Origin of the sequence: Nocardioides sp. zg-1230 (assembly GCF_013155335.1) — a bacterium.
Lineage (GTDB): Bacteria > Actinomycetota > Actinomycetes > Propionibacteriales > Nocardioidaceae > Nocardioides.
On sequence record NZ_JABJQZ010000002.1, the window covers coordinates 66,398 to 92,941 of the forward strand.

A 26,544-nucleotide genomic window follows, 5' to 3' on the forward strand; every position below is an offset into this window, starting at 1 on the left:
TGTCGAATGCTGGGATGAAGTGACCAACCGGTAGCAACGGCGTCAGCCGCGACCTACGCTGCAAGGATGAGTGAGCAGACCCCCGCCTCCGGTCCCGTCACCGACGGGCCCGCGGACCCCGAGCACGACGCGACCGCGGCCTACGGCCTCGACCGGGCGTACGTCGCCAGCCTGACGCGGCGCCTCGTCAGCACCACCGGGGAGACGGTCGCGGTGGCGTCGCCGATCGGCGGCACGCCGCTTGCGCACGTCCCCCAGTCGAGCCCCGCCGACGTCGCCGAGGCGTTCGTCCGGGCTCGCCGCGCCCAGGCGTCGTGGGGGGCCACCTCGGTCGACGACCGGGCGGCAGCCCTGCTCCGGCTGCACGACCTGCTGCTCGACCGGCAGGAGGAGCTCATCGACCTGGTGGTGTGGGAGTCGGGCAAGGCACGCAAGGACGCCTACCTCGAGGTCGCCCATGTCGCCCTGACGGCGCGCTACTACGCCCGCACCGCGCACGAGCACCTCGACACCAGCCGGGTCGGTGGCATGTTCCCGCTGCTCACCCGGGCCGAGGTCAACCGCGTGCCCAAGGGCGTCGTCGGCATCATCTCGCCGTGGAACTACCCCCTCACGATGGCGCTCTGCGACGGCATCCCCGCGCTGCTGGCCGGCAACGCGGTGGTCGCCAAGCCCGATGCCCAGACGGTGCTGACCGCGCTGCTCGCCGCGCAGCTCCTCGAGGAGGCGGGCTTCCCGCCCGAGACGTGGCAGGTCGTCGCCGGGCCCGGTCCCGAGGTGGGCGGTGCGATCGTCGCCCATGCCGACTACGTCTGCTTCACCGGCTCCACCGCCACCGGCCGGAAGATCGCCCAGGGGTGCGCCGAGCGGCTCATCGGATGCTCGCTCGAGCTCGGCGGCAAGAACCCGATGCTCGTGCTCCGTGACGCCGACGTGCAGCGGGCCGCCGAGGGCGCCACCCGCGCGGTCTTCTCCAACGCCGGCCAGCTCTGCGTGTCGATGGAACGCCTCTTCGTCGCCGACCAGGTCTACGACCGGTTCGTCGACGCCTTCGTCTCGCGCACCCAGGCGATGACCCTCGGCGCCAGCCAGGACTGGTCGGTCGACATCGGCTCGCTGATCTCCCAGGCGCAGCTCGACACCGTGACCCGGCACGTCGAGGACGCCGTCGCCAAGGGGGCGCGCGTGCTCACCGGCGGCCGGCACCGCCCCGACCTCGGCCCCTTCGTGTTCGAGCCCACGATCCTCGAGGGCGTCTCGGCCGACATGGAGTGCTTCGGCAAGGAGACCTTCGGCCCCGTCGTCTCGCTCTACCGCTTCCACAGCGAGGACGAGGCGGTCGAGCGCGCCAACGACGGCAGCTACGGCCTCAACGCCTCGGTCTGGACCCGCGACACCGCGCGCGGCCGCGCTCTCGCCCGTCGCATCCGGTGCGGCACCGTCAACGTCAACGAGGCCTACGGCGCGACCTTCGGCTCGCTCGGTGCCCCGATGGGCGGCATGCGGGACTCGGGCCTCGGCCGCCGCCAGGGCGCCGAGGGCATCCACCGCTACACCGAGGCACAGTCCGTCGCGACCCAGCGGCTGGTGCCGATCGCGCCGATGTTCGGCATGTCGGAGGAGACCCACGCCAAGGTCATGACCCGCGCGCTCCGGGTGCTCAACAAGCTCGGCATGGCCTGAGGTGTCCGTCCACTACGACGTCCTCGTCATCGGGTCGGGCTTCGGCGGCTCGGTCTCGGCCCTGCGGCTGACGGAGAAGGGCTACAAGGTCGGCGTGCTGGAGGCCGGCGCCCGGTTCGCCGACGACGAGCTGCCCGAGAACGGCGGGGACGTGAAGAAGTTCCTCTTCCGCCCCGAGGTCGGTCTCTACGGCATCCAGCGCATCGACATCGTCCACGACTGCTTCATCCTCGCCGGCGCCGGTGTGGGCGGCGGCTCGCTCAACTACGCGAACACGCTCTACGAGCCGCCGGACCCGTTCTACCGGGACCCACAGTGGGCGCACATCACGGACTGGAAGTCCGAGCTCGCGCCCTACTACGACCAGGCCAAGCGGATGCTCGGCGTGACGGAGTACGCCCGGACGACGCCTGCGGACGTGGCGATGAAGCAGGTCGCGGACGAGATGGGCGTCGGGGACACGTTCCACCCCACACCGGTGGGCGTCTTCTTCGGCGAGCCCGGGCAGGCCGAGGGCGAGACGGTGCCCGACCCGTTCTTCGGCGGCGCCGGGCCCGAGCGATCCACCTGCATCAACTGCGGCTCGTGCATGACCGGCTGCCGGCACAACGCCAAGAACACCCTGGTCAAGAACTACCTCCACCTCGCCGAGCAGGCGGGCGCCGTCGTGCACCCGCTGACCACCGTCACCGACGTACGCCCGCGCGCCGGGGGCGGCTACGAGGTCACGGCCCGCTGGACCAAGGCCAAGCTGTCGCGGCGGCGCGCGGTCAAGACGTTCACCGCCGACCATGTCGTGTTCTCCGCGGCCGCGATCGGAACCCAGCGCCTGCTGCACCGCCTGAAGGCCGAGGGCTCGCTGCCCGAGATCTCCGACCGGCTCGGTGTCCTCACGCGCACCAACTCCGAGGCGATCCTCTGGGCCACCGCCAACGACGACGCCGTCGACTGGACGGAAGGCGTGGCGATCACCTCCAGCTTCCACCCCGACGAGCACACGCACGTCGAGCCCGTCCGCTACGGCCGCGGTCGCAACGTGATGCCGCTGATGGCGACCGTGCTGGTCGACGAGGTGCTCGGCGAGAAGCGGTGGCGCACGTGGGGCAAGGAGCTCTGGCGCCAGCGCAACGGGCTCAAGGACCTCTACTCGCTCAACTCGTGGTCACGACGCACGGTGGTCGCGCTGGTCATGCAGACGCTCGACAACTCGATCACCACGGTCTGGAAGAAGCGCGGCGGCATCGGCTACCTGTCGTCCACCCAGGGCCACGGCGCCCCCAACCCGACCTACATCGCGTCGGCGTACGACGCCGTCCGCCGGCTGGCGCGGATCATGGGCGCCCGCCAGGCCTACGGCGCGATCGGGGAGCCCCTCGGGATGCCGTTGACGGCGCACTTCATCGGCGGCTGCGCCATCGGGGACTCGCCCGCGACGGGCGTCGTGGACCCCTACCAGCGCCTCTTCGGCTACGACGGGCTGCACGTGGTCGACGGCTCGGCCGTGTCGGCCAACCTCGGGGTGAACCCGTCCCTCACCATCACCGCCCAGGCGGAGCGGGCGATGGCGTTCTGGCCCAACAAGGGCGAGGCGGACCCGCGGCCCGCGCTCGGCTCGACCTACCGTCGGCTCGCCCCCGTCGAGCCGAAGAACCCGGCCGTCCCGGACGCCGCGCCGGGAGCACTGCGCCTGCCGATCGTCGGCATCAGCTGATCCCGGCGCGGCCGGCCGGGTCCCGGTGAACTCGGTCGGGTCGAGGCCGTAACCACCCCCCGGAGGAGTCGTTGGGCCGGGTGAGGGGCCCGGCAGTCATGCTCCCTCCCAAGGGCCGGGTCTCTCGTCTCGGCAACTGTTCGCAGTGGCTGGGAGCCAAGCCCCAGGGCCCGATCACCCTCCCTCCCCGATCGGGCCCTGGGGCGACTCCGGGCCGATCCCGGCCCGGGGCGGTCGCGCCGATAGACTCGGTGCGTGACGCAGCCTGGAGAGCACGACCTGGTCCTCGTCGTCGACTTCGGGGCGCAGTACGCCCAGCTGATCGCGCGGCGCGTCCGCGAGGCGCGGGTCTACTCCGAGATCGTGCCGCACACCATGCCGGTCGCCGAGATGCTCGCGCGCAAGCCGAAGGCGATCATCCTCTCCGGTGGCCCGTCGAGCGTGTACGCCGAGGGCGCCCCGGGCATCGATGACCACGTCTTCACGGCCGGGGTGCCGGTCTTCGGGATGTGCTACGGCTTCCAGCTCATGGCCAAGGGCCTCGGCGGCGAGGTCGCCCACACCGGCGCGCGCGAGTACGGACGTACGCCGGTCTCCGTCTCCGAGCCGGGCACCCTCCTTGAGGGCATCCCGGCCGAGCACAAGGTCTGGATGTCGCACGGCGACTCCGTTGCGAAGGCCCCCGAGGGCTTCACCGTGCTCGCTTCCACCGAGGACACCCCGGTCGCCGCCTTCGAGGACGTGGGCCGCGGCCTCGCCGGCGTCCAGTGGCACCCCGAGGTGCTCCACTCCGAGCACGGCCAGAAGGTGCTCGAGCACTTCCTGCACCACATCGCCGGCGCCCGCCAGACCTGGACGATGCTCAACATCGCCGAGGAGCAGATCGAGCGCGTCCGCGAGCAGATCGGCGACACCGGACTCGCCATCTGCGGGCTCTCCGGCGGCGTCGACTCCGCCGTCGCGGCCGCCATCGTGCAGCGCGCCATCGGCGACCGCCTCCACTGCGTCTTCGTCGACCACGGCCTGCTCCGCGAGGGTGAGGCCGAGCAGGTCGAGCGCGACTTCGTGGCCGCGACCGGCGTCAACCTCCACGTCTACGACGCGCGCGAGACCTTCCTCGCCGCCCTCGCCGGGGTCACCGACCCGGAGGAGAAGCGCAAGATCATCGGCCGCGAGTTCATCCGCGCCTTCGAGGCCGCCGAGGTCGAGGTGCTCGGCGAGGCGGCCGAGCACGGCGACAAGGTCGGCTTCCTCGTGCAGGGCACGCTCTACCCCGACGTCGTCGAGTCGGGCGGCGGTGCCGGCACCTCCAACATCAAGTCCCACCACAACGTGGGCGGCCTCCCCGAGGACCTCGAGTTCGAGCTCGTCGAGCCGCTGCGCACGCTCTTCAAGGACGAGGTGCGCCTCGTCGGCGAGCAGCTCGGCCTGCCGGCCGAGATGGTGTGGCGCCAGCCGTTCCCCGGCCCCGGCCTCGGCATCCGGATCATCGGCGAGGTCACGGCCGACCGCCTCGACATCCTCCGCCGGGCCGACGCGATCGCCCGCCAGGAGCTCACCCGCGCGGGCCTCGACCGCGACATCTGGCAGATGCCCGTCGTGCTCCTCGCCGACGTCCGCTCCGTCGGCGTCCAGGGCGACGGTCGCACCTACGGCCACCCCGTCGTGATCCGCCCCGTCACCTCCGAGGACGCGATGACCGCCGACTGGGCCCGCCTGCCCTACGAGGTCATGGAGCGCATCTCCACCCGCATCACCAACGAGGTGGCCGAGGTCAACCGGGTCACCCTCGACATCACCTCCAAGCCCCCGGGCACCATCGAGTGGGAGTGAGCAACGTAGGCAGTTCACGCCCCGCTCATACACACTGAGCGCTGCCGGCGCGAGCGGGGACCCGAACTGCCTACGTTGGTGGCGGTGCCCTCGACCGAGCCGGCCTCCTCCAGGCAGGTCTCGGTCGAGGGGTTGCGCGGGCAGCCGCGCAGGTCGTCGTCGGAGGCTGACGCCTCAGAACTGCGGGATCGACGGCGCGCTGGGGTTGGTCGCATCCAGCGCGGGGTCGCCGTCGGCGAGCGTGCCGTCGAACCACTCGTCGAGCTTCCAGTCGGGCACGGGCGGCTGGGCGCCCTCGACGGGCACGAAGACCGAGCGCCGCTGCGGACCGTGCGTGTGGACGTACCTCCGGCAGTTGGGGAACACGGCGTGCGCACGCACCCGGACGACCAGCTTGGCGCCGGGGAGCTCCGCGAGGAGCGGGTCGGAGGGATCGATCGAGGCCTCGCCGCTGAGCCGCAGGCGCGAGCCGTTGGCGAAGTCGATGAACAGCAGCCCGACCGACGGGTTCTCGGTGACGTTGCCGGCGCTGAGGAACATCCCGTTGCCGTCGTAGAGCGGGAAGGCGAGCGTCGATGCGTCGACCACCCGGACGAAGCCGGGGTCGCCGCCCTTGTAGGAGCACTGCGGCTGCCCGCCGGCGTCCGCGGTGGCGAGGAAGAACATGTCGCGCGCCTCGATGAAGTCCTTGAAGGCGGTCAGGTCGTCGCCGGCCACGCTGCCGAGGCGGTCGGCCAGCCGGCGGGTGTCGAAACGGTCCTGCAGGACCCGGTGCGCGTCGCGGTACTCCATGTCGATGCCTCTCCTCCTCCGAGGATCGCACCGCCGGTCGCCCGACGGAAGGGCGACGGAAGGGCGACGGAAGGGCGGCGGAAGGGCGGACCGAGCTGGACTGACCCACCACGGGGTGGTCGCAGCGCGGTGGGGAGGGGTCTAGGTTGCTGGGTGGCCCGACCGGGTCACCGCTGACGCTCGGGAGGCACGCGTGTCCGACACCCTGATCGACGCGAACTGGCTGGACTACCTGCTGGTCGCGATCTACTTCGGCTTCGTGCTCGGCATCGGCGTGATGGCCCGGCGGTCCGTGTCGGACTCGATCGACTTCTTCCTCTCCGGACGCTCGCTCCCGGCGTGGGTGACCGGCCTGGCGTTCATCTCCGCCAACCTCGGCGCCGTCGAGATCATGGGCATGTCGGCCAACGGCGCCGAGCTCGGCCTGCCGACGTTCCACTACTTCTGGGTCGGCGCGGTCCCGGCGATGCTGTTCCTCGGCGTCGTGATGATGCCGTTCTACTACGGTTCGAAGGTGCGCTCCGTGCCGGAGTTCATGTTCCGACGGTTCGGGACCGGCGCGCACCTGGTCAACGCGATCAGCTTCGCGGTCGCACAGCTGCTGATCGCGGGCGTCAACCTCGCGCTCCTCGCGGGGATCGTGCGTGCCCTGCTCGGCTGGGAGATCTGGATCGCGTTGATCGTGGCGGGCGTCGTGGTGCTGTCGTACATCACCCTCGGCGGGTTGAGTGCGGCGATCTACAACGAGGTGCTGCAGTTCTTCGTGATCGTGGCCTCCCTGTTGCCGCTCACCCTGATCGGCCTGCACCGCGTCGGCGGGTGGGACGGGCTGACCGACAAGATCGCCGCTGCCTCGGAGGGAGCGTCCTCCGCCTCGGAGGCGCCACCAGCGGCCGACCAGCTCAACGCGTGGCCGGGACAGGCGCTCTCCGGTTTCGACTCCCCGCTCCTGTCGGTCATCGGCATCGTGTTCGGGCTCGGCTTCGTCCTGTCCTTCGGCTACTGGACGACCAACTTCGTCGAGGTCCAGCGGGCGATGGCCTCCGACTCGATCTCCGCCGCCCGGAAGACGCCGATCATCGGCTCCTTCCCCAAGATGTTCATCCCGTTCATCGTGATCGTTCCCGGCATGATCTCCGCCGTCCTGGTCAGGGAGATGATCGACCTCAAGAACGGCGGCAGTCCCGAGGGCGGCGCGTCCGGGGAAGGGGTCGCCTACAACGACGCGCTGCTGCTCCTGATGCGCGACACGCTGCCCAACGGCCTGCTCGGCCTCGCGATCGCCGGTCTCCTCGCGGCCTTCATGGCCGGCATGGCGGCCAACATCTCCGCCTTCAACACGGTCTTCTCCTACGACCTGTGGCAGCGCTACATCCGCAAGGACCACTCCGACGACTACTACCTGCGGATCGGCCGGCTGGCCACCGTGGGGGCGACCGTGATCGCGATCTTCACCGCTCAGATCGCGCTCGGCTACGACAACGTCATGAACTACCTGCAGACGCTGTTCGGGTTCTTCAACGCGCCGCTCTTCGCGACGTTCATCCTGGGCATGTTCTGGAAGCGGATGACCCCGACCGCCGGCTGGGTGGGTCTCGTCGCGGGCACACTGTCGGCCGTCGCGGTCGACCGGACAGCGGCAGCCGGTGTCTTCGAGCTCTCGGGCCAGGGGGTGGCGTTCCTCGCGGCGTCGGTCGCGTTCGTGGTGGACATCGTGCTGAGCGTGGTGGTCTCGTTGGTGACGAAGCCCAAGCCCGCCTCCGAGCTGAAGGGCCTGGTCTACTCCGAGACGCCGCGCGAGGACCGCACCGACCCCAACGAGGCGTCGTACCCCTGGTGGCGTCGCACGCTGCCGCTCGCCGGCATCTCGCTCGCGATGGTCATCGTCCTCAACTTCGCCTTCTGAGAGGGGCCACCATGACCGACACGTCCGGGAAGTCCGGGACCACAGACGCTCCGCGCAAGGCCGGTGCGTTCGACATCCGCAACATCATCGGCGCCCTGATGGGCATCTACGGCGTGATCCTCGTGCTCGCCGGGCTGCTGGGCGAGCACGAACCGGCCAAGACCGGGGGCGTCAACGCCAACCTCTGGACCGGGCTGGCGCTGATCGCGTTCGCCGCAGGTTTCATCGGCTGGGCTCGCTGGCGGCCGGTCGTGGTGCCCCAGGACGTCGACCGGCCCGACGACGACCCGACCCGCCCGGCCCCGCAGCGGAAGCGCCCCCCGTCGCACTGACCCGGGTCTAGGGTGCCGACATGCGTCCGGACCTCGACCACCTCGTCGATGGTCTGGCGCGCGACCTCGACGCACGCCTCGCCGACGTCGACGCGGCACTCGCGGCCCACTACCCGGGTGAGCGCGCCGGGCGCCAGCCCGTGCACACGGTGTACGTCCCGGCCGACCGCTTCCACCCTGGCCTGGTCGGCGACCACGGCGCGGCGGCGCTCGCCGCGGTGGAGCAGCACGAGGACCGCCTGCTCGCGCTCCTCGACGGGGATCGCGACCTGCTGTCGCTGGTGCGCGCGAAGCTCGGGCGCGAGCCCGTCGAGGACCTGCGCATCGACTTCGAGGACGGCTACGGCACCCGGCCCGACGAGGAGGAGGACGGCGACGTACGACGCGCGGCGGGCGACCTGCGTGCCGCGCTTGACGGCGGGGCGGCGGCACCGTTCACCGGCATCCGGTTCAAGGGGTTCGAGGCGCCGACCCGGGCCCGCGGCGTACGCACCCTGACGCTCTTCCTCGCCGGGCTCGTCGAGCACGGGCCGTTGCCGCAGGGCTTCGTCGTCACGCTTCCCAAGGTCACCGCGGTGGAGCAGGTGGAGGCGCTCGTCCACGTGGCGGCGCGGCTCGAGCCCGAGCTGGGGCTCGACGACGGCACCCTGCGCTTCGAGATCCAGGTGGAGACGCCGCAGTCGATCCTCGGTCCCGACGGGAGCGCGCTCGTCGCACGGATGGTGCACGCCTCGGCCGGTCGCTGCACCGGCCTGCACTACGGCACCTACGACTACTCCGCCGCCTGCGGCATCGCCGCGGCCCACCAGAGCCTCGAGCACCCCGTCGCCGACCACGCCAAGGCGGTCATGCAGGCGGCCGCGGCCGGCACCGGCGTACGCCTCTCCGACGGCTCCACCAACGTGCTGCCGGTCGGTGGCCCCGACGAGGTCACCGCCGCGTGGGCCAACCACCTGCGGCTCGTACGCCGGTCGCTGGAGCGCGGCTTCTACCAGGGGTGGGACCTCCACCCGGCGCAGCTGTCGACGCGGTTCGCGGCGACGTTCGGCTTCTACCGCGACGGGCTCGCGTCCGCGGCCGACCGGCTGCGCACCTACGTGGAGCGCCGCGACTCCGGCATCCTCGACGAGCCGGCGACCGCCCGGGCGCTCGCGGACTTCCTGCTGCGCGGGACCGACTGCGGTGCCCTGTCGCAGGACGAGGTGACCGGGAGGACCGGGCTGGACGCGCACCGGCTCGCACGGCTGGCGCACCGCGCCCACGGAGAGGCAGGCTGAGGCATGGGGATCGTGCTGGGACCGAACCGCTACGGCAAGGCGGAGTCACGCGTCGTGCGCATCGTGCGCGACACCGAGCGCCACCAGATCAGGGACCTCAACGTGTCGACGGCGCTCTACGGCGACTTCACCGCGGCGCACACCGACGGCGACCAGTCGCACGTGCTGCCCACCGACACGCAGAAGAACACCGCCTTCGCCTTCGCGAAGAAGCACGGCGTCGACTCGCCCGAGGACTACGCGATCGCGCTCGGCAGTCGGCTTCTCGAGGCCACGTCGGCCGCAGGAGGTGCCGTGGTGCAGGTCGAGGAGTACGCGTGGGACCGGATCCCGGTCAACGGCTTCGGCCACGACCACGCGTTCGTACGTCGCGGTGGCGAGGTGCGCACCTCGGTGGTGGAGGTGACGGCGGCCGGTGCCGCGGTCACGTCCGGGCTCAAGGACATGGTGGTGCTGAAGTCCACCGGCTCGGAGTTCAAGGGCTTCCTCCGCGACGACTACACGACGCTGTCCGACGCCGACGACCGCATCCTCGCGACCGCGCTTCGCGCCGAGTGGCGTTACCGCGACGGCGCGCGGCCCGGTTGGAGCACGACGTACGAGTCGGTGCGGGCGCTGCTGCTCGAGACGTTCGCCACGACCTACAGCCGGGCCCTGCAGGAGACCCTCTACGCCATGGGACGCGTCGTGCTCGAGGCCCACGACGACATCGAGTCGATCGGCTTCACGGCGCCCAACAAGCACCACCACCTCGTCGACCTCGAGCCGTTCGGGCTCAACAACCCGGGCGAGGTCTTCATCGCCGCCGACCGGCCCTACGGGCTGATCGAGGCCGTGGTCGTGCGGGAGGACCGATGAGCGTCGCGCGCTTCAACGCCCTGACCGACCACGACGCCCGCGGGCTGCTGCTCACCTGCCTCGACGCGCCCCTGTGGGCGGACCGCGTGGTGGCCGGACGGCCCTACGAGACCGTCGGCGAGGTCGAGGCCGCCATGGTTGCGGCGTCGGCGGCCATCTCCGACGAGGAGCTCGAGCAGGCGCTGGCCCGGCACCCGAGGATCGGCGAGCGCGCCGATGCTGACCGGCACGACGCGGCCCACTCGACGCGCGAGCAGTCCGGCGTCGACCGGGACGACGCCGACCTCGCCCGCCGGCTCGCGGAGGGCAACCGGGCCTACGAGGAGCGCTTCGGCCGGGTGTTCATCGTCCGGGCGGCGGGACGCGACGGGCACGACATCCTCGAGCACCTGCAGCAGCGCCTCGACAACAGCGACGGCCTCGAGCGCGCCGCCACGATCGACCAGCTGACCGAGATCGCGGTCCTGCGGATGCGGGAGCAGCTGGGGGAGCCAATGGGGGAGACGAGCGGAAACCCAGAGGAGGGAGTGTCCTGATGGCGTCGTTGAGCACCCACGTCCTCGACACCGCGGCCGGCCGGCCGGCCGAGGGCCTGCGCATCACCCTGGAGGCGGCCGACGGGAACGTCCTCGCCGAGGCGGTCACCGACGCCGACGGGCGCGTCGGCTCCTTGGCCGCCGACCTCGTCGCCGAGGACCACGTCCTCAGGTTCGACACGGGCGGGTGGTTCGCCGCTCGGGGCGAGACCGCCTTCTACCCCGAGGTCGTGGTCACGTTCACCGTCGGCGACGACGGGCACTACCACGTGCCCCTCCTGCTGAGCCCCTTCGGCTACTCCACCTACCGGGGCAGCTGAGCGTGGCCGAGGAGGCCGGGCCCGAGACCCTCGTCCGGGCGGCCCGCGCCGTCGTCGGAGGGGTCGAGCGGGCGGCGTCGGTGCGCGTGCGCGACGGCGTCGTCGTGGAGGTCGGGGCGGTGGACGCGGACGCGGGCGGTGCCGAGGTGGTCGTGCTGGCCGACGACGAGGTGCTGCTGCCGGGGCTGGTCGACACCCACGTCCACGTCAACGAGCCGGGCCGTACCGACTGGGAGGGCTTCGCCAGCGCCACCCGGGCCGCGGCGGCCGGCGGCGTCACCACGATCGTCGACATGCCGCTCAACAGCATCCCGCCCACCACGACGGTCGCGGCGCTGGAGGAGAAGCGCCGCGTCGCAGCCGACCAGGTGTGGGTGGACGTCGGCTTCTGGGGCGGCGCCGTGCCGGGCAACGTCGCCGACCTGGGCCCGCTCCACGAGGCCGGGGTCCTCGGCTTCAAGTGCTTCCTGCTCGACTCCGGAGTGGAGGAGTTCCCCCACCTCGCGCCGGGCGAGCTCGCCGACGCGATGGCCGAGACCGCGCGGATCGGCTCGCTGATGGTCGTGCACGCCGAGGACGCCGACGAGATCGCCGAGTGCGCCCACGGCACGGCGTACAGCGGCTTCCTGGAGAGCCGGCCCGACGCGGCGGAGGAGCGAGCGATCCGGCTCGTCGTCGACACGGCCCGCCGCACCGGCGGGCGGGCCCACGTCGTGCACCTCAGTGCCTCCGGGGCGGTGCCGACCCTGCGGGCCGCGCGGGCCGACGGCGTCGACGTCACGGTGGAGACCTGCCCCCACTACCTCCACTTCGACGCGGCGACGATCGCCGACGGCGCCACCGAGCTCAAGTGCTGCCCGCCGATCCGCGGCACCGCCAACCGCGAGGCGTTGTGGCAGGCGCTCGTACAGGGCGACATCGACCTCGTCGTCACCGACCACTCGCCGTGCACCGCCGACCTCAAGGCCCGCGACACCGGCGACTTCGCCGCAGCCTGGGGCGGGATCGCCTCGCTCCAGCTGGGCCTGCCCGTCGTCTGGACGGGCGCCCGCGAGCGGGGCGTACCCCTCACCGACGTGGTGCGCTGGATGGCCACCGCGCCGGCCCGACGCGTCGGCCTGGCCGGCAAGGGCGAGATCGCCGTCGGCGCCGACGCCGACCTCTGCGTGTTCGCGCCCGACGAGCATTGGATCGTCGACCCCGCCGCGCTGCACCACAAGAACCCGGTCTCGCCCTACGCCGGGCGTACGCTCACCGGCACCGTGCGGGCCACCTGGCTGCGCGGGCGTCCGGTCGACCTGGCGGCCGGACCACGGGGACGACTGCTGAGGAGGGGTGCATGAGCAGCTACTGGGTCCCGCGGGGCGGGCTGCCGTCGCAGACCGACCTGACCACCGGGCAGTCGGGCCGGGCGGTCTTCACCGAGGCGTACGCCGTCATCCCGCGCGGCACGCTCAGTGACATCACCGCCAGCCGGCTGCCGCACTGGGACGACACCCGCCTCTGGGTCATCGCCCGCCCGCTGTCGGGCTTCGCCGAGACCTTCAGCCAGTACGTCGTCGAGGTGGCGGCGGGCGGGGGGTCGGACCGGCCCGACGCCGACCCCCACGCGGAGTCGGTGCTCTTCGTCGTCGACGGGGCCGCCGAGCTCCGCGTCGGCGACGAGGCCGGGGGAGAGGTGCACGCGATGCGCGCCGGGACGTACGCCTTCCTCCCGCCCGGCACGACGTGGACGCTGCGCAACACGAGCGCGTCGAGCGCGACGTTCCACTGGATCCGCAAGGCCTACGAACGCGTCGACGGCGTGGAGGTGCCCGAGCCGTTCGTGGTGCACGAGGACGATGTGGCGGTCGAGCCGATGCCCGACACCGGCGGCGCCTGGGGCACGCAGCGCTTCGTCGACCCGCTCGACGTGCGCCACGACATGCACGTCAACATCGTGAGCTTCGAGCCGGGCGGAGCCATCCCGTTCCCGGAGACCCACGTGATGGAGCACGGGCTCTACGTCCTGGAGGGCAAGGCGGTCTACCTGCTCAACCAGGACTGGGTCGAGGTGGAGGCGGGCGACTTCATGTGGCTGCGCGCCTTCTGCCCGCAGGCCTGCTACGCCGGCGGGCCCGGGCGGTTCCGCTACCTGCTCTACAAGGACGTCAACCGGCACCCGCGGCTGCACCCCTGATGTGACCCGGGTCACGTAGCATGGACGGTGGCAGGTCGTCGTTCGGCATGGACAACCGGCGGCCCGTGACTCCCTGAACCATGCGCCGCACCACGCCACGCGCAGAAGCGCTTGCCCGAGGGGAGAGCACGTGCCGGATCCGCAGGTCACCGTCAACGGGCAGCCACGCCCGCTCGCCGGCACGCCCACCCACACCAACGCGCTCGACTTCCTGCGCGGCCTCGGGCTCACCGGCGCCAAGGAGGGGTGCGCGGAGGGGGAGTGCGGCGCCTGCGCGGTGATGGTCGCGCGCCCCGCCGGGGCGCGGAGCCGGTGGACGCCGGTCAACGCGTGCCTGGTGCCGGCGCTCGCGCTCGACGGGCAGGAGGTCGTCACCGCCGAGGGCCTCGGCACGCCCGAGCACCTGCACCCGGTGCAGGCCGGGCTCGCTGCGGGAGGCGGCTCCCAGTGCGGCTACTGCACGCCCGGCTTCGCCTGCTCCATGGCCGCGGAGTACTACCGGCCCGACCGCGGGGAGGGGCCCGACGGCTTCGACCTGCACGCGATTGCCGGCAACCTCTGCCGCTGCACCGGCTACCGCCCGATCCGCGACGCGGCGCGCGCGCTCGAAGCCCCGGCGCCCGCGGACCCGCTGGCCGAGCGGCAGGCGCGGCCCGCGCCCGACGCCGTACCCACCCGGGTCGAGGGCTTCGCCCGTCCCGCCGACCTCGGCGAGGCCCTCGCGCTGCTCGCCGAGCACCCCGACGCGGTGGTGGTCGCCGGGTCCACCGACTGGGGCGTGGAGGCAAACCTGCGCGGTCGCCGGGCGTCGTACGTCGTCGCGGTCGACCGGCTGCCCGAGCTGCGCCAGGTCTCGACCGACGGCCCCGTCGATATCGGTGCCGCGCTGACCCTCGCCGAGGTCGAGGACGCGCTCGGGGACACCGTCCCGCTGCTCGCCGAGGTGTGGCCGCTCTTCGCCTCGCCGCTGATCCGCAACGGCGCCACCATCGGCGGCAACCTCGCCACCGCGTCGCCGATCGGCGACCTCGCGCCCGCCCTGCTCGCGCTCGACGCGTCGCTGGTGCTGACGTCCACCACCGGGGACCGGGAGGTTGCGCTGTCCGAATTCTTCACCGGCTACCGCGAGACCGTGCTGCGGGTCGGCGAGCTCATCCGCGCCGTCCGGGTGCCGACGCCGCTGGCCGGGCGCACCACCTTCCGCAAGATCGCGAAGCGGCGTTACGACGACATCTCCAGCGTCGCGGTCGCAGCCGCGGTCGACGTCGTCGACGGCACCGTCGTGAGGGCGCGCATCGGCCTCGGCGGCGTCGCCGCCACCCCTCTGCGGGCCCGCGCCACCGAGGCGGCCCTCGAGGGCCGGCCGTGGATCGGGGAGACCGTCGAGGCCGCGTCGGCGGTGCTGGCGGGGGAGGGCACGCCCATCGACGACCAGCGCGCCAGCGCCGCCTACCGCTCGGCGATGCTGGGCAACGCGCTACGGGCCTGGTGGGACGAGGAGGGGGAGTCGTGAGCCGCCTCTCCGACCGCCCCGACGACGCTGTCGTCGGGCTCGCGCTGCCCCACGAGAGCGCGGCCCTCCACGTCACCGGCCACGCCCTCTACACCGACGACCTGGTGCACCGCACGCCCCACGTGCTGCACGCGCACCCGGTCTGCTCTCCGCACGCGCACGCCCGGGTCACCCGGCTCGACGCCGCGCCCGCGCTCGCCGTCCCGGGCGTCGTGCGCGTGCTGACCGCCGACGACGTGCCGGGCACCAACGACGCGGGCGTGAAGCACGACGAGCCGCTCTTCCCCGAGATCGTGATGTTCGTCGGGCACGCGGTGTGCTGGGTGCTGGCCGACACCCTCGAGGCCGCCCGGCTGGGGGCGGCGGCGGTCGAGGTCGACTACGAGCCCCTGCCCGCCATCGTGTCGCTCGCCGAGGCGATCGAGGCCGAGCACTTCCAGGGCGGCCGGCCGGTCATCGCTCGCGGCGACGTCGAGGCGGGCCTGGCCGGCGCCGCCCGCGTCTTCAGCGGCGTCACCGAGATGGCCGGGCAGGAGCACTTCTACCTCGAGACCCACGCCTCGCTGGCGCTCGTCGACGAGGCCGGCCAGGTGTTCGTGCAGAGCAGCACGCAGCACCCGAGCGAGACGCAGGAGATCGTGGCGCACGTGCTCGGCCTCGACAGCCACCACGTCACCGTGCAGTGCCTGCGGATGGGCGGCGGCTTCGGCGGGAAGGAGATGCAGCCGCACGGGTTCGCCGCTGTCGCCGCGCTCGGTGCCGTCCTCACCGGACGCCCCGTGCGCCTGCGCCTGAGCCGCACCCACGACATGACGATGACCGGCAAGCGCCACGGCTTCCACGCCCAGTGGCGCGTGGGCTTCGACGACGACGGCCGGCTGACGGCGCTCGAGGCGACCCTGACCTCCGACGGCGGCTGGAGCCTCGACCTCAGCGAGCCGGTGCTCGCCCGGGCGCTGTGCCACGTCGACAACGCCTACTGGATCCCGCACGTGCTCCTGCACGGCCGGGTGGCGCGCACGCACAAGACCTCGCAGACCGCCTTCCGCGGCTTCGGCGGGCCGCAGGGGATGCTCGTCGTCGAGGACATCCTCGGCCGCTGCGCCCCGCTGCTCGGGATCGATCCGGTCGACCTGCGCCGCCGCAACTTCTACGTGGACGGTCAGGCCACGCCCTACGGCCAGGTGGTGCGCCACCCCGGGCGGCTCGCCGCCGCGTGGGAGCAGGTGCTCGCCACCGGAGACGTCGTACGCCGTCGCGCCGAGGTCGCGGCCTTCAACGCCGCCCACCCCCACCGCAAGCGCGGCCTCACGGTGACGCCGGTCAAGTTCGGCATCTCCTTCAACTTCACCGCCTTCAACCAGGCCGGCGCTCTCGTGCACGTCTACAAGGACGGCTCGGTGCTGATCAACCACGGCGGCACGGAGATGGGCCAGGGCCTGCACACGAAGATGCTGCAGGTCGCCGCCACCACCCTCGGCGTACCCCTCGACAAGGTGCGCGTGGCACCCACCCGCACCGACAAGGTGCCCAACACGTCGGCGACCGCGGCGAGCTCCAGCACCGACCTCAACGGTGGCGCCGTCAAGGACGCCTGCGAGCAGGTCCTCGCACGCCTGCGCGACGTCGACGCAGGGCGCGGCCTCCCGTGGGAGGAGCTCGTGCGCGAGGCCTACTTCAGCCGGGTGCAGCTGTGGGCGGCCGGCTTCTACCGGACCGAGGGCATCCACTGGGACTCCACGCTGATGAGCGGCCACCCGTTCAAGTACTTCGCCTACGGGGTCGCGGCAGCGGAGGTCGAGGTCGACGGCTTCACCGGCGCCCACCGCACCGTGCGGGTCGACATCGTGCACGACGTGGGAGACAGCCTCTCCCCGCTGGTCGACATCGGCCAGGTCGAGGGCGGCTTCGTGCAGGGCGTGGGGTGGTTGACGATGGAGGACCTGCGCTGGGACGAGTCCGACGGCCCCGGGCGCGGCCGGCTGACCACGCAGTCCGCGAGCACCTACAAGCTCCCGAGCCTGGGCGAGCTGCCCGAGGAGCTCCACGTCGCCCTGCTCGAGCACGCCCACGAGGACGGCGTCGTCTACGGCTCGAAGGCGGTCGGCGAGCCGCCGCTCATGCTCGCCTTCGCGGTGCGGGAGGCGCTGCGCGAGGCGGTCGCGGCGTTCGGACCCGACGGCATCTCCGTCGAGCTCGCCTCCCCGGCCACGCCTGAGGCCGTGTTCTGGGCGGCCGAGCGAGCCCGGAGCGCGGTCACCCACCACGTCGTCGAGGGCCTGCCGGGCGCGGTGCCCGACCGGCCCGACCCGGCGGCGCCGGCCCTGCACCCACGGTCCGAGCAGGCCGCGCACGCGGCGGGGGAGGCCTGACGTGCACTGGCTGGGAGCGGTCGAGCGGCTGCGGGAGCAGCGGCAGGCGGGGGTGCTGGTGACCGTCGTGGAGGTCCGCGGGCACGCGCCCCGCGACGCCGGCGCCAAGATGGTCGTCGCGGGCGACCGGTCGTGGGGCAGCGTGGGCGGCGGCAACCTCGAGGAGACCGCCCTCGCCCGCGCCCGGGCGATGCTCGCGGAGGGGACCGACGTCCCCGAGCAGCTCGTCCTCGGCCTCACCGACAAGGCCCGCACCGACCACGGCCGCCAGTGCTGCGGCGGTGAGGTCACCCTGCTGCTCGAGCCGCTGCCCGTGGTCGGGTCCGTCGCGATCTTCGGGGTCGGCCACGTCGGCCTCCAGCTGGCCCGCATCCTCGCGGCCCACGACCTCGACCTGCACCTCGTCGACTCCCGTCCCGGACTGCTCGACGACGACCGGCTGGCGTTGCCGGCCGACGGCGAGGCGCGGGTGCGGGTCCACCACTCACCGGTGCCGGAGCTGGCGCTGGGAGCCGTCCCGGCCGGCACCCACCTGCTGGTGATGACCCACGACCACGCCGAGGACTTCGCCCTCTGCGACGCGGCGCTGCGCTGCACCCACCTCGGCTCGATCGGGCTGATCGGGTCGGCCGCCAAGTGGGCCCGCTTCCGCGCCGGCCTGGCGGTGGAGGGCCACGACCAGGCGACCATCGCCCGCGTCCGCTGCCCCATCGGGCTGTCCGGGCCCTCCTCCAGCTCCACGTCAAAGGTGCCGGCCGCGATCGCCGTCTCGGTGGCGGCCGAGCTGATGGACCTCCTCGCGGCCGACCCCGCGCGGTCCCTCCGGTGACCGTTCGAGGGGCCGGGGTCGTCTACCGGGCCCGCGCCTACGACGCCCCCGACGACCCGTTCACCACCGGCGGCCCGGCCTTCCGCTACGACGACGACCTCGGCCTCGCGGTGTCCGACGACGGTGTGATCACCGAGCGCGGCCCCTTCGCCGCGGTCGCCGCCGCACACCCCGCAGCGCCGGTGATCGACCTGCGGTCGGGGCTGCTCCTGCCCGGCCTGGTCGACACCCACGTCCACTTCCCCCAGGTGCGCATCATCGGCGCCCTCGGCATGCCGCTGCTGGAGTGGCTCGAGCGGTGCGCCCTGCCGGAGGAGCAGCGCCTCGCGTCGACGACGTACGCCGCCACGGTGGCCGGTGAGCTCGTCGCCGGGCTGATCGCCGCGGGGACGACGACGTCGCTGGTCTTCGGCTCCCACTTCGCGCCCGCCGTCGACGCCCTGTTCGCCGAGGCGGAGCGGTTCGGGCTGCGGATCACGAGCGGGCTGGTCGTCAGCGACCGGGTGCTGCCCGAGCCGCTCCTGACCACGGCGGAGCGGTCGCACGACGAGGCCGTGCGCCTGGCGGAGGACTGGCACGGGCGCGGTCGGCTGCGCTACGCCGTCACGCCGCGCTTCGCGCTGTCGGCCTCCGACGACATCCTGGCCGCTTGCGCCGACGTCCTCTCCGTCGTCGACGGCGCCTGCTTCACCTCGCACGTCAACGAGAACAACGCCGAGGTGGCCACGGTCGCCGACCAGTTCCCGCACCGCGAGCACTACGTCGACACCTACGACCACCACGGGCTCCTCGGCGGCTGCTCGGTGCTGGCGCACAACGTCCACCCGACCGACGCCGAGCTCGCCGTGCTGGCCGCCCGGGGCACCGCCGTGGCCTACTGCCCGACGAGCAACGCCGCCCTGGGCTCGGGCATGTTCTCCCTGCGCCGGCACGTCGCGGCCGGCGTGCGCGTGGCGCTCGGCAGCGACGTCGGCGCGGGCACCGGGTTCTCGATCTTCAAGGAGGGCCTGCAGGCCTACTTCCTGCAGCACCTGCTCGGCGCCGACGGGCTGCCGCTCGCCGCCGGCCACCTCCTCCACCTCAGCACCGCGGCCGGCGCGGCGGCCCTCGGCCTCGGCGACGTGACGGGCGACCTCAGCCCCGGCAAGCAGTTCGACGCGATCTGCGTGCGGCCACCGGTCGGCACCGCGCTCGACATCGGGCTGCGGCACGCCGGGTCGCCGGAGGAGGCGCTCGGCAAGGTGTTCGCGCTCGCCGGCGACGCCGACGTCGCCGACGTGTGGGTCGGGGGCGACCAGGTGGCCTCGGGCGGGTTCGTGCGCCCCGTCGGCAGCCCGGTCAGCCGGCCGGTCAGTCGCCCCGCGCCAGCAGGACGTCGTACGCCTGCAGGGTGAGGAAGTCGGGGAAGTGCTCCCCGAGCGCGCAGTCGACGAAGAGCCGGCGGGCGTCGTCGTTCACCGCGCCGGCGAGGGCCTCGTGCTCCTCGGCCACCAGCCGCTCGACGAGCTCGCGCGTGACCACCTCGCCGGTGTCGAGCGTGGCGCCGTTGTTGACCCACTGCCACACCTGCGAGCGCGAGATCTCCGCGGTGGCCGCGTCCTCCATGAGGTTGTCGATGCCGGCCGCGCCGTTGCCCGACAGCCAGGCGTGGAGGTACTGCATGCCGATCCGCACGTTGCCGCGCAGCCCGGCCTCGGTGCGCTCACCGGGCGTCTCTCCGACCGCGAGCAGGTCGTCAGCGGCGACCGACACGTCGTCACGGAGCACGTCGAGCTGGTTCGGACGGTCGTCGAGGACGGCGTCGAAGACCTCCTGGCAGACCGGCACGAGGTCGGGGTGGGCCACCCAGGAGCCGTCGAAGCCGGCGCGGGCCTCGCGGGTCTTGTCCTCGCGCACCTTGGCGAAGGCGCGCTCGTTGACCTCGGGGTCGCGACGGCTCGGGATGAAGGCCGCCATCCCGCCGATCGCGAAGGCGCCCCGGCGGTGGCAGGTCTGCACGAGCAGGTCGCTGTAGGCGCGCATCATCGGGGCCGCCATGGTCACCGCGTTGCGGTCGGGGAGGGTGAAGCCGGGGCCGGCGTCGCGGAAGTTCTTGATGATGCTGAACAGGTAGTCCCACCGGCCGGCGTTCAGGCCCGCAGCGTGGTCGCGCAGCTCCCAGAGGATCTCGTCCATCTCGAATGCGGCCGTGATGGTCTCGATCAGCACGGTCGCCCGCACCGATCCGTGCGGCACACCGAGCGTCGCCTCGGCGTGGGTGAAGACGTCGTCCCACAGCCGCGCCTCGAGGTGGGACTCCAGCTTGGGCAGGTAGTAGTAGGGACCGCTCCCGGCGGCGAGCAGCTCGCGGGCGTTGTGGAAGAAGTGGAGCCCGAAGTCGACCAGCGCGGCGACCACCGGCCGGCCGTCGGCGGTGAGGTGGGCCTCGTCGAAGTGCCAGCCGCGCGGGCGGGGGAGGATCACCGGCGCGTGCGCGGGGTCCGCGACGGCGTACTGCTTGCCCTCGGGTGAGGTGAAGGTGAGCTGCCCGCGTACGGCGTCGCGGAGCGTCAGCTGTCCGCCCACGACGTTGCGCCAGTGCGGGGTGTTGGCGTCCTCAAGGTCGGCGAGCCACACCCGCGCGCCCGAGTTGAGGGCGTTGATCGCCATCTTGGGGTCGGTCGGGCCGGTGATCTCGACGCGGCGGTCGCGCAGGTCGTCGGGCACCGGGGCGACGGTCCACGCAGCGGCGCGCACGTCCACCGTCCCGGGCAGGAAGTCGAGCCGGCCGGTCCGCGCGACCTCCGCCCGCCGGGTCCGACGCGCCGCCAGCAGCTCGTCGCGCCGGTCGTGGAACCGGGCGTCGAGGTCGGCCACGAAGGCGAGCGCCTCGGGCGTGAGCACCTCCTCCGACCGCGGCACGGGCGGGGCGGACACGTCGAGGCCGGTCATGGCGCCACGCTAGCCCTCACGGCGGGTGGGTGGTCCAGTCCACAGGGGCCTCCGCACCCCGTTTTGGTAACGAACCGGCAACAGCGGGTCCATCGATCTGGACGTGACGGTGATCACTCCATATGTTGCGTGGAACAACATATGTACGCGCCTCCGCGCTGAGCGGCAGCCGACGTACGACAGATCGCTAGGAGGCGGTTCGCGTGAAGCGGAAGCACAGTTTGGTCCTCGTCCCCCTGCTCGGACTTTCGATGGCGCTGACCGCCTGCGGCGACGACAGCGACAGCGGCAGTGACAGCGGCAGCGACAGCGGCGGTGGCGGCGAGGCGGCCGGCAAGATCGGCGTCATCCTCCCCGACACCGAGTCCTCGGTGCGCTGGGAGAGCGCGGACCGCCCCGCCCTCGAGGCGGCCTTCGACGAGGCCGGCGTCGACTACGACATCCAGAACGCCGAGGGTGACGCGGAGCGGATGACCCAGATCGCCGACACCATGATCGGCGACGGCGTGACGGTCCTCGCGATCGTCAACCTCGACTCCGAGTCGGGCGCTGCGATCCAGGAGAAGGCCGCCTCGCAGGGCGTCGCGACCATCGACTACGACCGCCTGACCCTCGGCGGCTCGGCGGAGTACTACGTGTCCTTCGACAACACCGTCGTGGGCGAACTGCAGGGCCAGGGCCTCGCGGACTGCCTCGGCGACAAGAAGGCCAACATCGTCTACCTCAACGGCTCACCCACCGACAACAACGCCACGTTGTTCTCCGAGGGCGCGCACAGCGTGCTCGACGAGATCAGCAACTACACCGTCGTCGGTGAGCAGGCGGTGCCGGACTGGGACAACGAGGAGGCTGCCACGATCTTCCAGCAGCTCTACACCGCTGCCGACGGCAAGGTCGACGGCGTCCTCGCGGCCAACGACGGCCTCGCCGGTGCCGCGATCAGCATCCTCGAGGGCAACGGCCAGGCCGGCAAGGTCCCGGTCACCGGCCAGGACGCGACGGTCGAGGGCCTGCAGAACGTCCTCGCCGGCACCCAGTGCATGACGGTCTACAAGTCCGCCACGCAGGAGGCGGGCGCGCTGGCCGACGCCGCGATCGCGCTGGTGAACGGCGACGAGGCCGAGACGACCGGCACGACCGAGGACAGCGAGGGTGGCCGCGACGTCCCCTCGATCCTGCTCGAGCCGCAGTCCATCACCAAGGACAACGTCGGTGACGTGATTGAGGACGGGGGCCAGAAGGCCGAGGACGTGTGCACCGGCGACTTCGCCGACCTGTGCGCCGAGGCCGGCATCTCCTGATCGCCTCGTGCGGAGCGGTGTCCGGGTCGTGCGCGACCCGGATGCCGTTCCGCGACGCGGACAACAAATTCTCTGGATCGGAGTAGGTCAATGCCTGAACCGCTGCTCGAGCTGCGCGGCGTCAACAAGAGCTTCGGTGTGGTGCACGTGCTGCACGACGTCGACTTCGCCGTCTATCCCGGACAGGTCACCGCGCTCGTCGGCGACAACGGTGCGGGCAAGTCCACCCTCGTCAAGATCATCGCCGGCATCTACGGCCGCGACAGCGGGGAGTACCTCTTCGAGGGCAAGGAGGTCGACGTGCACGGGCCGCGCGACGTGGCCGCCCTCGGCATCGAGATCGTCTACCAGGACCTCGCCCTGTGCGACAACCTCGACATCGTCGAGAACATGTTCCTCGGGCGCGAGGAGACCAGCCGCTTCGGCCTCGACGAGGTCACCATGGAGACCCGTGCCCGCGAGACCCTCGCCTCGCTCTCCGTACGAACCGTGAAGTCGGTGCGCCAGAGCGTCGCCAGTCTCTCCGGCGGTCAGCGTCAGACCGTGGCCATCGCCAAGGCGGTCCTGTGGAACTCCAAGGTCGTCCTCCTCGACGAGCCCACCGCGGCCCTCGGTGTGGCCCAGACGCGACAGGTCCTCGACCTCGTACGCCGGCTCGCCGACCGCGGCCTGGGCGTGGTGCTGATCTCGCACAACATGGGCGACGTCCTGGAGGTCGCTGACCGGATCACCGCGCTCTACCTCGGCCGGGTGGCGGCCGACGTCCCGGCCAAGGACGTGACGCACAGCCAGATCGTCGAGCTCATCACCGCCGGACGCTCCGGGGACCTCGGCATCGCCGAGAACCCCCTGACCGCGGACGTCTGAGAAGGACCGGAGACCCCACCATGACCACTGACACCGACACCGCGTCCGTTCCCAGCCCCGCCCCCAGCGGCTTCGACAACGACAACCGGCAGGCCGCCACCATCGGTGACTCGGCCCGCGACTACGTCAACCGCCTGCGCGGCGGCGACATGGGCTCCCTGCCCGCGATACTCGGCCTGGTCTTCCTCTTCGTCGTGTTCGCCTCGCTCAACGACCGGTTCCTGACGACCTACAACATGGCCAACCTGGTCATCCAGGCCGGCTCGATCATCGTCCTGGCCATGGGCATCGTCTTCGTCCTGCTGATCGGCGAGATCGACCTGTCCGCCGGCGTCGCGGGCGGCGCCTCGGCCACGATCATCGCGCTGATGCTCATCGACTACGACTGGACCTGGTGGATGGCGACGCTCGCCGGCATCGCCTGCGGCGCGCTCATCGGGCTCGCCATCGGTGCGCTCGTGTCGATGCTGGGCATCCCGTCGTTCGTCGTGACCCTCGCGTTCTTCCTCGCCCTGCAGGCGGTGCCGCTGCGGCTCATCGGCTCGGGTGGGTCGTTGCGCTTCAACGACGAGGTCCTGCGTGGTCTGTCGATCAAGAACGTCCCGGTCACCGCGGGTTGGATCGCTGCGATCCTGATCGTCGTGGGCTTCGCGGCGCTCTCGTTGTGGCGCTACCGCTCGCTCTCGGCGAAGGGGCTGGTCCACAAGCCCCTCGGTCTGGTCGTCATCCAGATCGCCGTCCTCGCGGTGATCGTGCTCGGCCTGACCGCCCTCCTGAGCGCCAACCGCGCGCCCAACCCGGACCTGTTCACCATCGCCGGCATCCCGTGGGTCGCCCCCGTCGTGATCGCGCTGCTCCTCTTCTGGACGTTCATCCTGACCAAGACCCGCTTCGGTCGCCACCTCTACGCGGTCGGCGGCAACGCCGAGGCGGCACGGCGCGCCGGCATCAACGTGCGCCGCGTGCGGATCATGGCCTTCGTCATCTGCTCGAGCATGGCCGCCATCAGCGGCCTGCTTGCCGCCTCCTACACCGGCAAGGTCTCGCCGGGATCCGGTGGCGGCAACGAGCTGCTGTACGCCGTCGGCGCCGCGGTCATCGGCGGCACCAGCCTCTTCGGCGGCCGTGGCCGAGCCCTCGACGCCGTCGTCGGCGGCCTCGTCATCGCCACGATCCCCAACGGCCTCGGACTGCTCAACCAGGCGAGCTACATCAACTTCCTGGTCACGGGAGGCGTGCTGCTGCTCGCTGCGAGCGTCGACGCCATCTCGCGGCGTCGTCGCTCCTCCGCCGGCGTGTAGGGCCCGACATGACCACCCGCCGGCGCCCGGGCCTGGGGACCAACCAGGAGCTCGCGCGTCGCCACAACCTCGGGACCGTCCTGCGGCACGTCCACGGAGCCGGCCAGATCTCGCGCGCCGAGCTGACCGGCCTCATGGGCCTCAACCGCAGCACCATTGCCGCACTGGTCAACGAGCTGGAGGCACTCGGCATCACCGAGCGCGCCCTCCCCGTGGAGGGGACCCCGCGCCAGGGCGCCGGTCGCCCGTCTGCGGGGGTGCGCATCGCGGAGCAGGGCCCGTTCGTGATCGCCGTCGACCTCGGGGTGGACCGCGCCGTGGTGGCGCGCATCGGCCTCGGTGGGCGGGTGCTCCAGCGGGCGCAGGCCCCCGTGCGCAGCGACGGTGAGGCGTGGCAGGTGGGCGCGGCCGTCGCCGGGCTGATCCGCTGCGTCGTCGAGGGCGTCCCCGACGCAGCCCAGCTGGTCGGCATCGGGATCAGCGTCCCGGGCCTGGTGCGCAGCAGCGACGGCCTGATCCGCCTCGCCCCCAACCTCGAGTGGCACGACGTGTCCTTCGGCGGGATCGTCCTGGCCGCCCTCGGCCTCGACGTGCCGGTGTCGATCGCCAACGACGCCGACCTGGGCGCGCTCGCCGAGCACGTGCGGGGGGTGGCCGTCGGGGTGGACGACCTGATCTACCTCTCCGGCAACGTCGGCGTCGGAGCCGGCGTCATCACCGGTGGCGTCCGGCTCGAGGGTGCCGCGGGATATGCCGGGGAGGTGGGCCACCTGCGCTTCAACCCGGCGGGTCGCGAGTGCCACTGCGGCAACCGGGGCTGCTGGGAGACCGAGGTCGGTGCCCACGCCATCGCCGAGGCCATCGACTGCCCGGTCGACAAGGTCGCCCAGCTCGACGAGGTGCTGGCCGGGTTCGGGGAGCCGTCGGCGGCGCTCCGTGCCACCGGGAGCGCCCTGGGCCACGGGATCGCCAGCATCGTCAACGTCTTCAACCCCCGCCAGGTCGTGCTCGGCGGCTACTTCCGCTCGCTCTACGCGCTGGTGGGTCCCGAGATCGAGGCCGGTCTCGCCGACCGCGCACTCCCCGCGCCCCTCGAGTCGGTGACGCTGACCCTGCCGGGGCTGGGCTCGGACTCGTCGTTGCTGGGAGCCGCGGAGATCGCCCTGGAGCCGCTGTTCGTCGACCCGGTCGCCGCCCTGGGCACGGCCCTGGTCGGCGTCGGCACGCGCCTGGCCGGATGAGTGGCCCCGCCGACGCCGTTCCCGGTGGGCCAGCCGATAACCTCCTCGGGATGCTCCGCGCCCGACTCCTCACCCGATTCCTCACCGCCGCCCTCGTCGTCGCCCCGCTCCTGTCGGGCTGCGCCGGCGACGAGCCGACGATCGCCGTCCTCGTCGACGACGCCGGTGACGCCTCGTCGCGGGTGGTCGACGTCGAACGGCTCACCGACCGCGTCGAGGCCACGTGCGACGAGTGCCGCGTGCGGGTGTACGACGCGGAGGGCGACGCCGCCACCCAGAAGAGCCAGGCCCGTCAGGCCGAGGCCGCGTCGGCGGACGTCGTCGTCGTGGTGCCGGTCGACCCGGACGACCTCGCGACGCTCACGGGGGGAGACCTCCCGGTCGTGTCGCTCGGTGAGCTCGTCCCGGGCTCCGACCGGTTCGTCGGCCTGGAGGGCGGCGCGCCGACCGGCCGGTCGGGCTCCGACGTCGAGGCCGCCCGCGACGTCGTCCTGGGCAAGGAGCAGTCGATGACCTACGTCCCGACCGGGCCGATGAGCGACCGGGCGGCCGACCTGGCTGTCGCCTACCTCGCCGACAACCCCGTCGAGGGGGGTGTGGACGTCGACGGCGTGGAGTCCTGGCTCTACACCGACAGCGAGGTCACCGTCGACACCCTCACCTCCGTGCTCGTCGCGGAGGGCATCATGACCCTCGACGACCTGTGCAGCGGGTCCACGCGGAAGCGATGTGCGAGGCTGGGACTGAGATGATGAGCCCGCG

22 protein-coding genes are annotated in these 26,544 nt (G+C 72.4%); 20 read left to right on the forward strand and 2 right to left on the reverse strand.

What is annotated here, in order from left to right; all coding sequences use genetic code 11:
• Positions 1-66 precede the first annotated feature (66 nt).
• From HOO61_RS08350 to guaA, 3 genes are all read left to right on the forward strand, one after another.
• The gene (locus tag HOO61_RS08350; protein ID WP_172258274.1) at positions 67-1,683 is read left to right on the forward strand and encodes a succinic semialdehyde dehydrogenase; all 1,617 of its coding nucleotides are present in this window, start codon (positions 67-69) and stop codon (positions 1,681-1,683) included.
• Position 1,684: 1 nt separating this feature from the next.
• Positions 1,685-3,394 carry a GMC family oxidoreductase gene (locus tag HOO61_RS08355; protein ID WP_172258275.1) on the forward strand — a complete coding sequence of 570 codons (1,710 nt, stop codon included), beginning with the start codon at positions 1,685-1,687 and terminating at the stop codon, positions 3,392-3,394.
• 255 nt (positions 3,395-3,649) lie between these two features.
• On the forward strand, positions 3,650-5,227 hold the full coding sequence (guaA, locus tag HOO61_RS08360) for a glutamine-hydrolyzing GMP synthase (protein WP_172258276.1): 1,578 nt from the start codon (positions 3,650-3,652) through the stop codon (positions 5,225-5,227).
• A gap of 174 nt (positions 5,228-5,401) precedes the next feature.
• Here the strand turns inward: guaA and HOO61_RS08365 are convergent, their stop codons facing one another.
• A complete protein-coding gene (locus HOO61_RS08365; RefSeq protein ID WP_216658750.1) occupies positions 5,402-6,019 on the reverse strand; it encodes a pyridoxamine 5'-phosphate oxidase family protein in 618 nt (205 codons plus the stop codon).
• A 193-nt stretch (positions 6,020-6,212) separates the two neighbouring features.
• Between HOO61_RS08365 and HOO61_RS08370 the strand changes: the two genes are divergently transcribed.
• The 12 genes from HOO61_RS08370 to HOO61_RS08425 all read left to right on the forward strand — a co-directional run bounded on the left by HOO61_RS08370 (position 6,213) and on the right by HOO61_RS08425 (position 19,535).
• The gene (locus tag HOO61_RS08370) at positions 6,213-7,925 is read left to right on the forward strand and encodes a sodium:solute symporter family protein (RefSeq protein WP_172258277.1); all 1,713 of its coding nucleotides are present in this window, start codon (positions 6,213-6,215) and stop codon (positions 7,923-7,925) included.
• 11 nt (positions 7,926-7,936) lie between these two features.
• Positions 7,937-8,257: a hypothetical protein gene (locus HOO61_RS08375; protein WP_172258278.1), complete on the forward strand. Its 321-nt coding sequence runs from the start codon at positions 7,937-7,939 to the stop codon at positions 8,255-8,257.
• A 20-nt stretch (positions 8,258-8,277) separates the two neighbouring features.
• On the forward strand, positions 8,278-9,534 hold the full coding sequence (locus tag HOO61_RS08380; RefSeq protein WP_172258279.1) for an aldolase: 1,257 nt from the start codon (positions 8,278-8,280) through the stop codon (positions 9,532-9,534).
• Positions 9,535-9,537: 3 nt separating this feature from the next.
• Positions 9,538-10,392 (forward strand): factor-independent urate hydroxylase, encoded by an 855-nt coding sequence (gene pucL, locus HOO61_RS08385; protein WP_172258280.1) that lies wholly within the window; start codon positions 9,538-9,540, stop codon positions 10,390-10,392.
• Positions 10,389-10,928, forward strand: a complete 540-nt coding sequence (gene uraD / locus HOO61_RS08390) for a 2-oxo-4-hydroxy-4-carboxy-5-ureidoimidazoline decarboxylase (protein WP_172258281.1) — start codon at positions 10,389-10,391, stop codon at positions 10,926-10,928. The genes pucL and uraD overlap by 4 nt, the downstream gene beginning before the upstream one ends.
• Positions 10,928-11,248 carry a hydroxyisourate hydrolase gene (uraH, locus tag HOO61_RS08395; RefSeq protein WP_172258282.1) on the forward strand — a complete coding sequence of 107 codons (321 nt, stop codon included), beginning with the start codon at positions 10,928-10,930 and terminating at the stop codon, positions 11,246-11,248. The genes uraD and uraH overlap by 1 nt, the downstream gene beginning before the upstream one ends.
• A 2-nt stretch (positions 11,249-11,250) precedes the next feature.
• A complete protein-coding gene (gene allB / locus HOO61_RS08400) occupies positions 11,251-12,591 on the forward strand; it encodes an allantoinase AllB (RefSeq protein WP_367650082.1) in 1,341 nt (446 codons plus the stop codon).
• Positions 12,588-13,427: a bifunctional allantoicase/(S)-ureidoglycine aminohydrolase gene (locus HOO61_RS08405; RefSeq protein ID WP_172258283.1), complete on the forward strand. Its 840-nt coding sequence runs from the start codon at positions 12,588-12,590 to the stop codon at positions 13,425-13,427. Before allB ends, HOO61_RS08405 begins: the two co-directional genes overlap by 4 nt.
• Positions 13,428-13,557: 130 nt before the next feature.
• Positions 13,558-14,940 (forward strand): FAD binding domain-containing protein, encoded by a 1,383-nt coding sequence (locus HOO61_RS08410; protein ID WP_172258284.1) that lies wholly within the window; start codon positions 13,558-13,560, stop codon positions 14,938-14,940.
• Positions 14,937-17,312, forward strand: coding sequence for a xanthine dehydrogenase molybdopterin binding subunit (gene xdhB, locus HOO61_RS08415; protein ID WP_172258285.1), 2,376 nt, complete (start codon positions 14,937-14,939; stop codon positions 17,310-17,312). Before HOO61_RS08410 ends, xdhB begins: the two co-directional genes overlap by 4 nt.
• A gap of 1 nt (position 17,313) precedes the next feature.
• Positions 17,314-18,141 carry a xanthine dehydrogenase accessory protein XdhC gene (gene xdhC / locus HOO61_RS08420; RefSeq protein ID WP_172258286.1) on the forward strand — a complete coding sequence of 276 codons (828 nt, stop codon included), beginning with the start codon at positions 17,314-17,316 and terminating at the stop codon, positions 18,139-18,141.
• Complete coding sequence (locus tag HOO61_RS08425) at positions 18,138-19,535, forward strand: guanine deaminase (protein WP_172258287.1); 1,398 nt, start codon at positions 18,138-18,140, stop codon at positions 19,533-19,535. Before xdhC ends, HOO61_RS08425 begins: the two co-directional genes overlap by 4 nt.
• Here the strand turns inward: HOO61_RS08425 and aceB are convergent.
• Positions 19,492-21,072 carry a malate synthase A gene (gene aceB / locus HOO61_RS08430; RefSeq protein WP_172258288.1) on the reverse strand — a complete coding sequence of 527 codons (1,581 nt, stop codon included), beginning with the start codon at positions 21,070-21,072 and terminating at the stop codon, positions 19,492-19,494. The two genes, HOO61_RS08425 and aceB, sit on opposite strands and share 44 nt — an antisense overlap.
• A 203-nt stretch (positions 21,073-21,275) precedes the next feature.
• Between aceB and HOO61_RS08435 the strand changes: the two genes are divergently transcribed.
• The 5 genes from HOO61_RS08435 (at position 21,276) to HOO61_RS08455 (ending at position 26,534) form a co-directional block, all read left to right on the forward strand.
• Positions 21,276-22,373 (forward strand): substrate-binding domain-containing protein, encoded by a 1,098-nt coding sequence (locus HOO61_RS08435; protein WP_172258289.1) that lies wholly within the window; start codon positions 21,276-21,278, stop codon positions 22,371-22,373.
• A gap of 90 nt (positions 22,374-22,463) precedes the next feature.
• Positions 22,464-23,240 carry an ATP-binding cassette domain-containing protein gene (locus HOO61_RS08440; protein WP_172258290.1) on the forward strand — a complete coding sequence of 259 codons (777 nt, stop codon included), beginning with the start codon at positions 22,464-22,466 and terminating at the stop codon, positions 23,238-23,240.
• Between the two features lie 20 nt (positions 23,241-23,260).
• Complete coding sequence (locus HOO61_RS08445; RefSeq protein WP_172258291.1) at positions 23,261-24,541, forward strand: sugar ABC transporter permease; 1,281 nt, start codon at positions 23,261-23,263, stop codon at positions 24,539-24,541.
• An 8-nt stretch (positions 24,542-24,549) separates the two neighbouring features.
• Complete coding sequence (locus tag HOO61_RS08450; protein ID WP_172258292.1) at positions 24,550-25,782, forward strand: ROK family protein; 1,233 nt, start codon at positions 24,550-24,552, stop codon at positions 25,780-25,782.
• A 50-nt stretch (positions 25,783-25,832) separates the two neighbouring features.
• Entirely contained in the window at positions 25,833-26,534 is a 702-nt protein-coding gene (locus HOO61_RS08455) for a hypothetical protein (protein ID WP_172258293.1), read from the forward strand.
• Positions 26,535-26,544: the final 10 nt, after the last annotated feature.

Excerpts from the sequence above, each read along its gene's own strand:
- HOO61_RS08350 (WP_172258274.1), top strand. The coding sequence starts at position 67 with ATGAGTGAGCAGACCCCCGCCTCCGGTCCCGTCACCGACGGGCCCGCG.
- HOO61_RS08365 (WP_216658750.1), bottom strand. The coding sequence starts at position 6,019 with ATGGAGTACCGCGACGCGCACCGGGTCCTGCAGGACCGTTTCGACACC.
- HOO61_RS08375 (WP_172258278.1), top strand. The coding sequence starts at position 7,937 with ATGACCGACACGTCCGGGAAGTCCGGGACCACAGACGCTCCGCGCAAG.
- HOO61_RS08380 (WP_172258279.1), top strand. The coding sequence starts at position 8,278 with ATGCGTCCGGACCTCGACCACCTCGTCGATGGTCTGGCGCGCGACCTC.
- pucL (WP_172258280.1), top strand. The coding sequence starts at position 9,538 with ATGGGGATCGTGCTGGGACCGAACCGCTACGGCAAGGCGGAGTCACGC.
- uraD (WP_172258281.1), top strand. The coding sequence starts at position 10,389 with ATGAGCGTCGCGCGCTTCAACGCCCTGACCGACCACGACGCCCGCGGG.
- uraH (WP_172258282.1), top strand. The coding sequence starts at position 10,928 with ATGGCGTCGTTGAGCACCCACGTCCTCGACACCGCGGCCGGCCGGCCG.
- HOO61_RS08405 (WP_172258283.1), top strand. The coding sequence starts at position 12,588 with ATGAGCAGCTACTGGGTCCCGCGGGGCGGGCTGCCGTCGCAGACCGAC.
- aceB (WP_172258288.1), bottom strand. The coding sequence starts at position 21,072 with ATGACCGGCCTCGACGTGTCCGCCCCGCCCGTGCCGCGGTCGGAGGAG.
- HOO61_RS08440 (WP_172258290.1), top strand. The coding sequence starts at position 22,464 with ATGCCTGAACCGCTGCTCGAGCTGCGCGGCGTCAACAAGAGCTTCGGT.
- HOO61_RS08445 (WP_172258291.1), top strand. The coding sequence starts at position 23,261 with ATGACCACTGACACCGACACCGCGTCCGTTCCCAGCCCCGCCCCCAGC.
- HOO61_RS08450 (WP_172258292.1), top strand. The coding sequence starts at position 24,550 with ATGACCACCCGCCGGCGCCCGGGCCTGGGGACCAACCAGGAGCTCGCG.
- HOO61_RS08455 (WP_172258293.1), top strand. The coding sequence starts at position 25,833 with ATGCTCCGCGCCCGACTCCTCACCCGATTCCTCACCGCCGCCCTCGTC.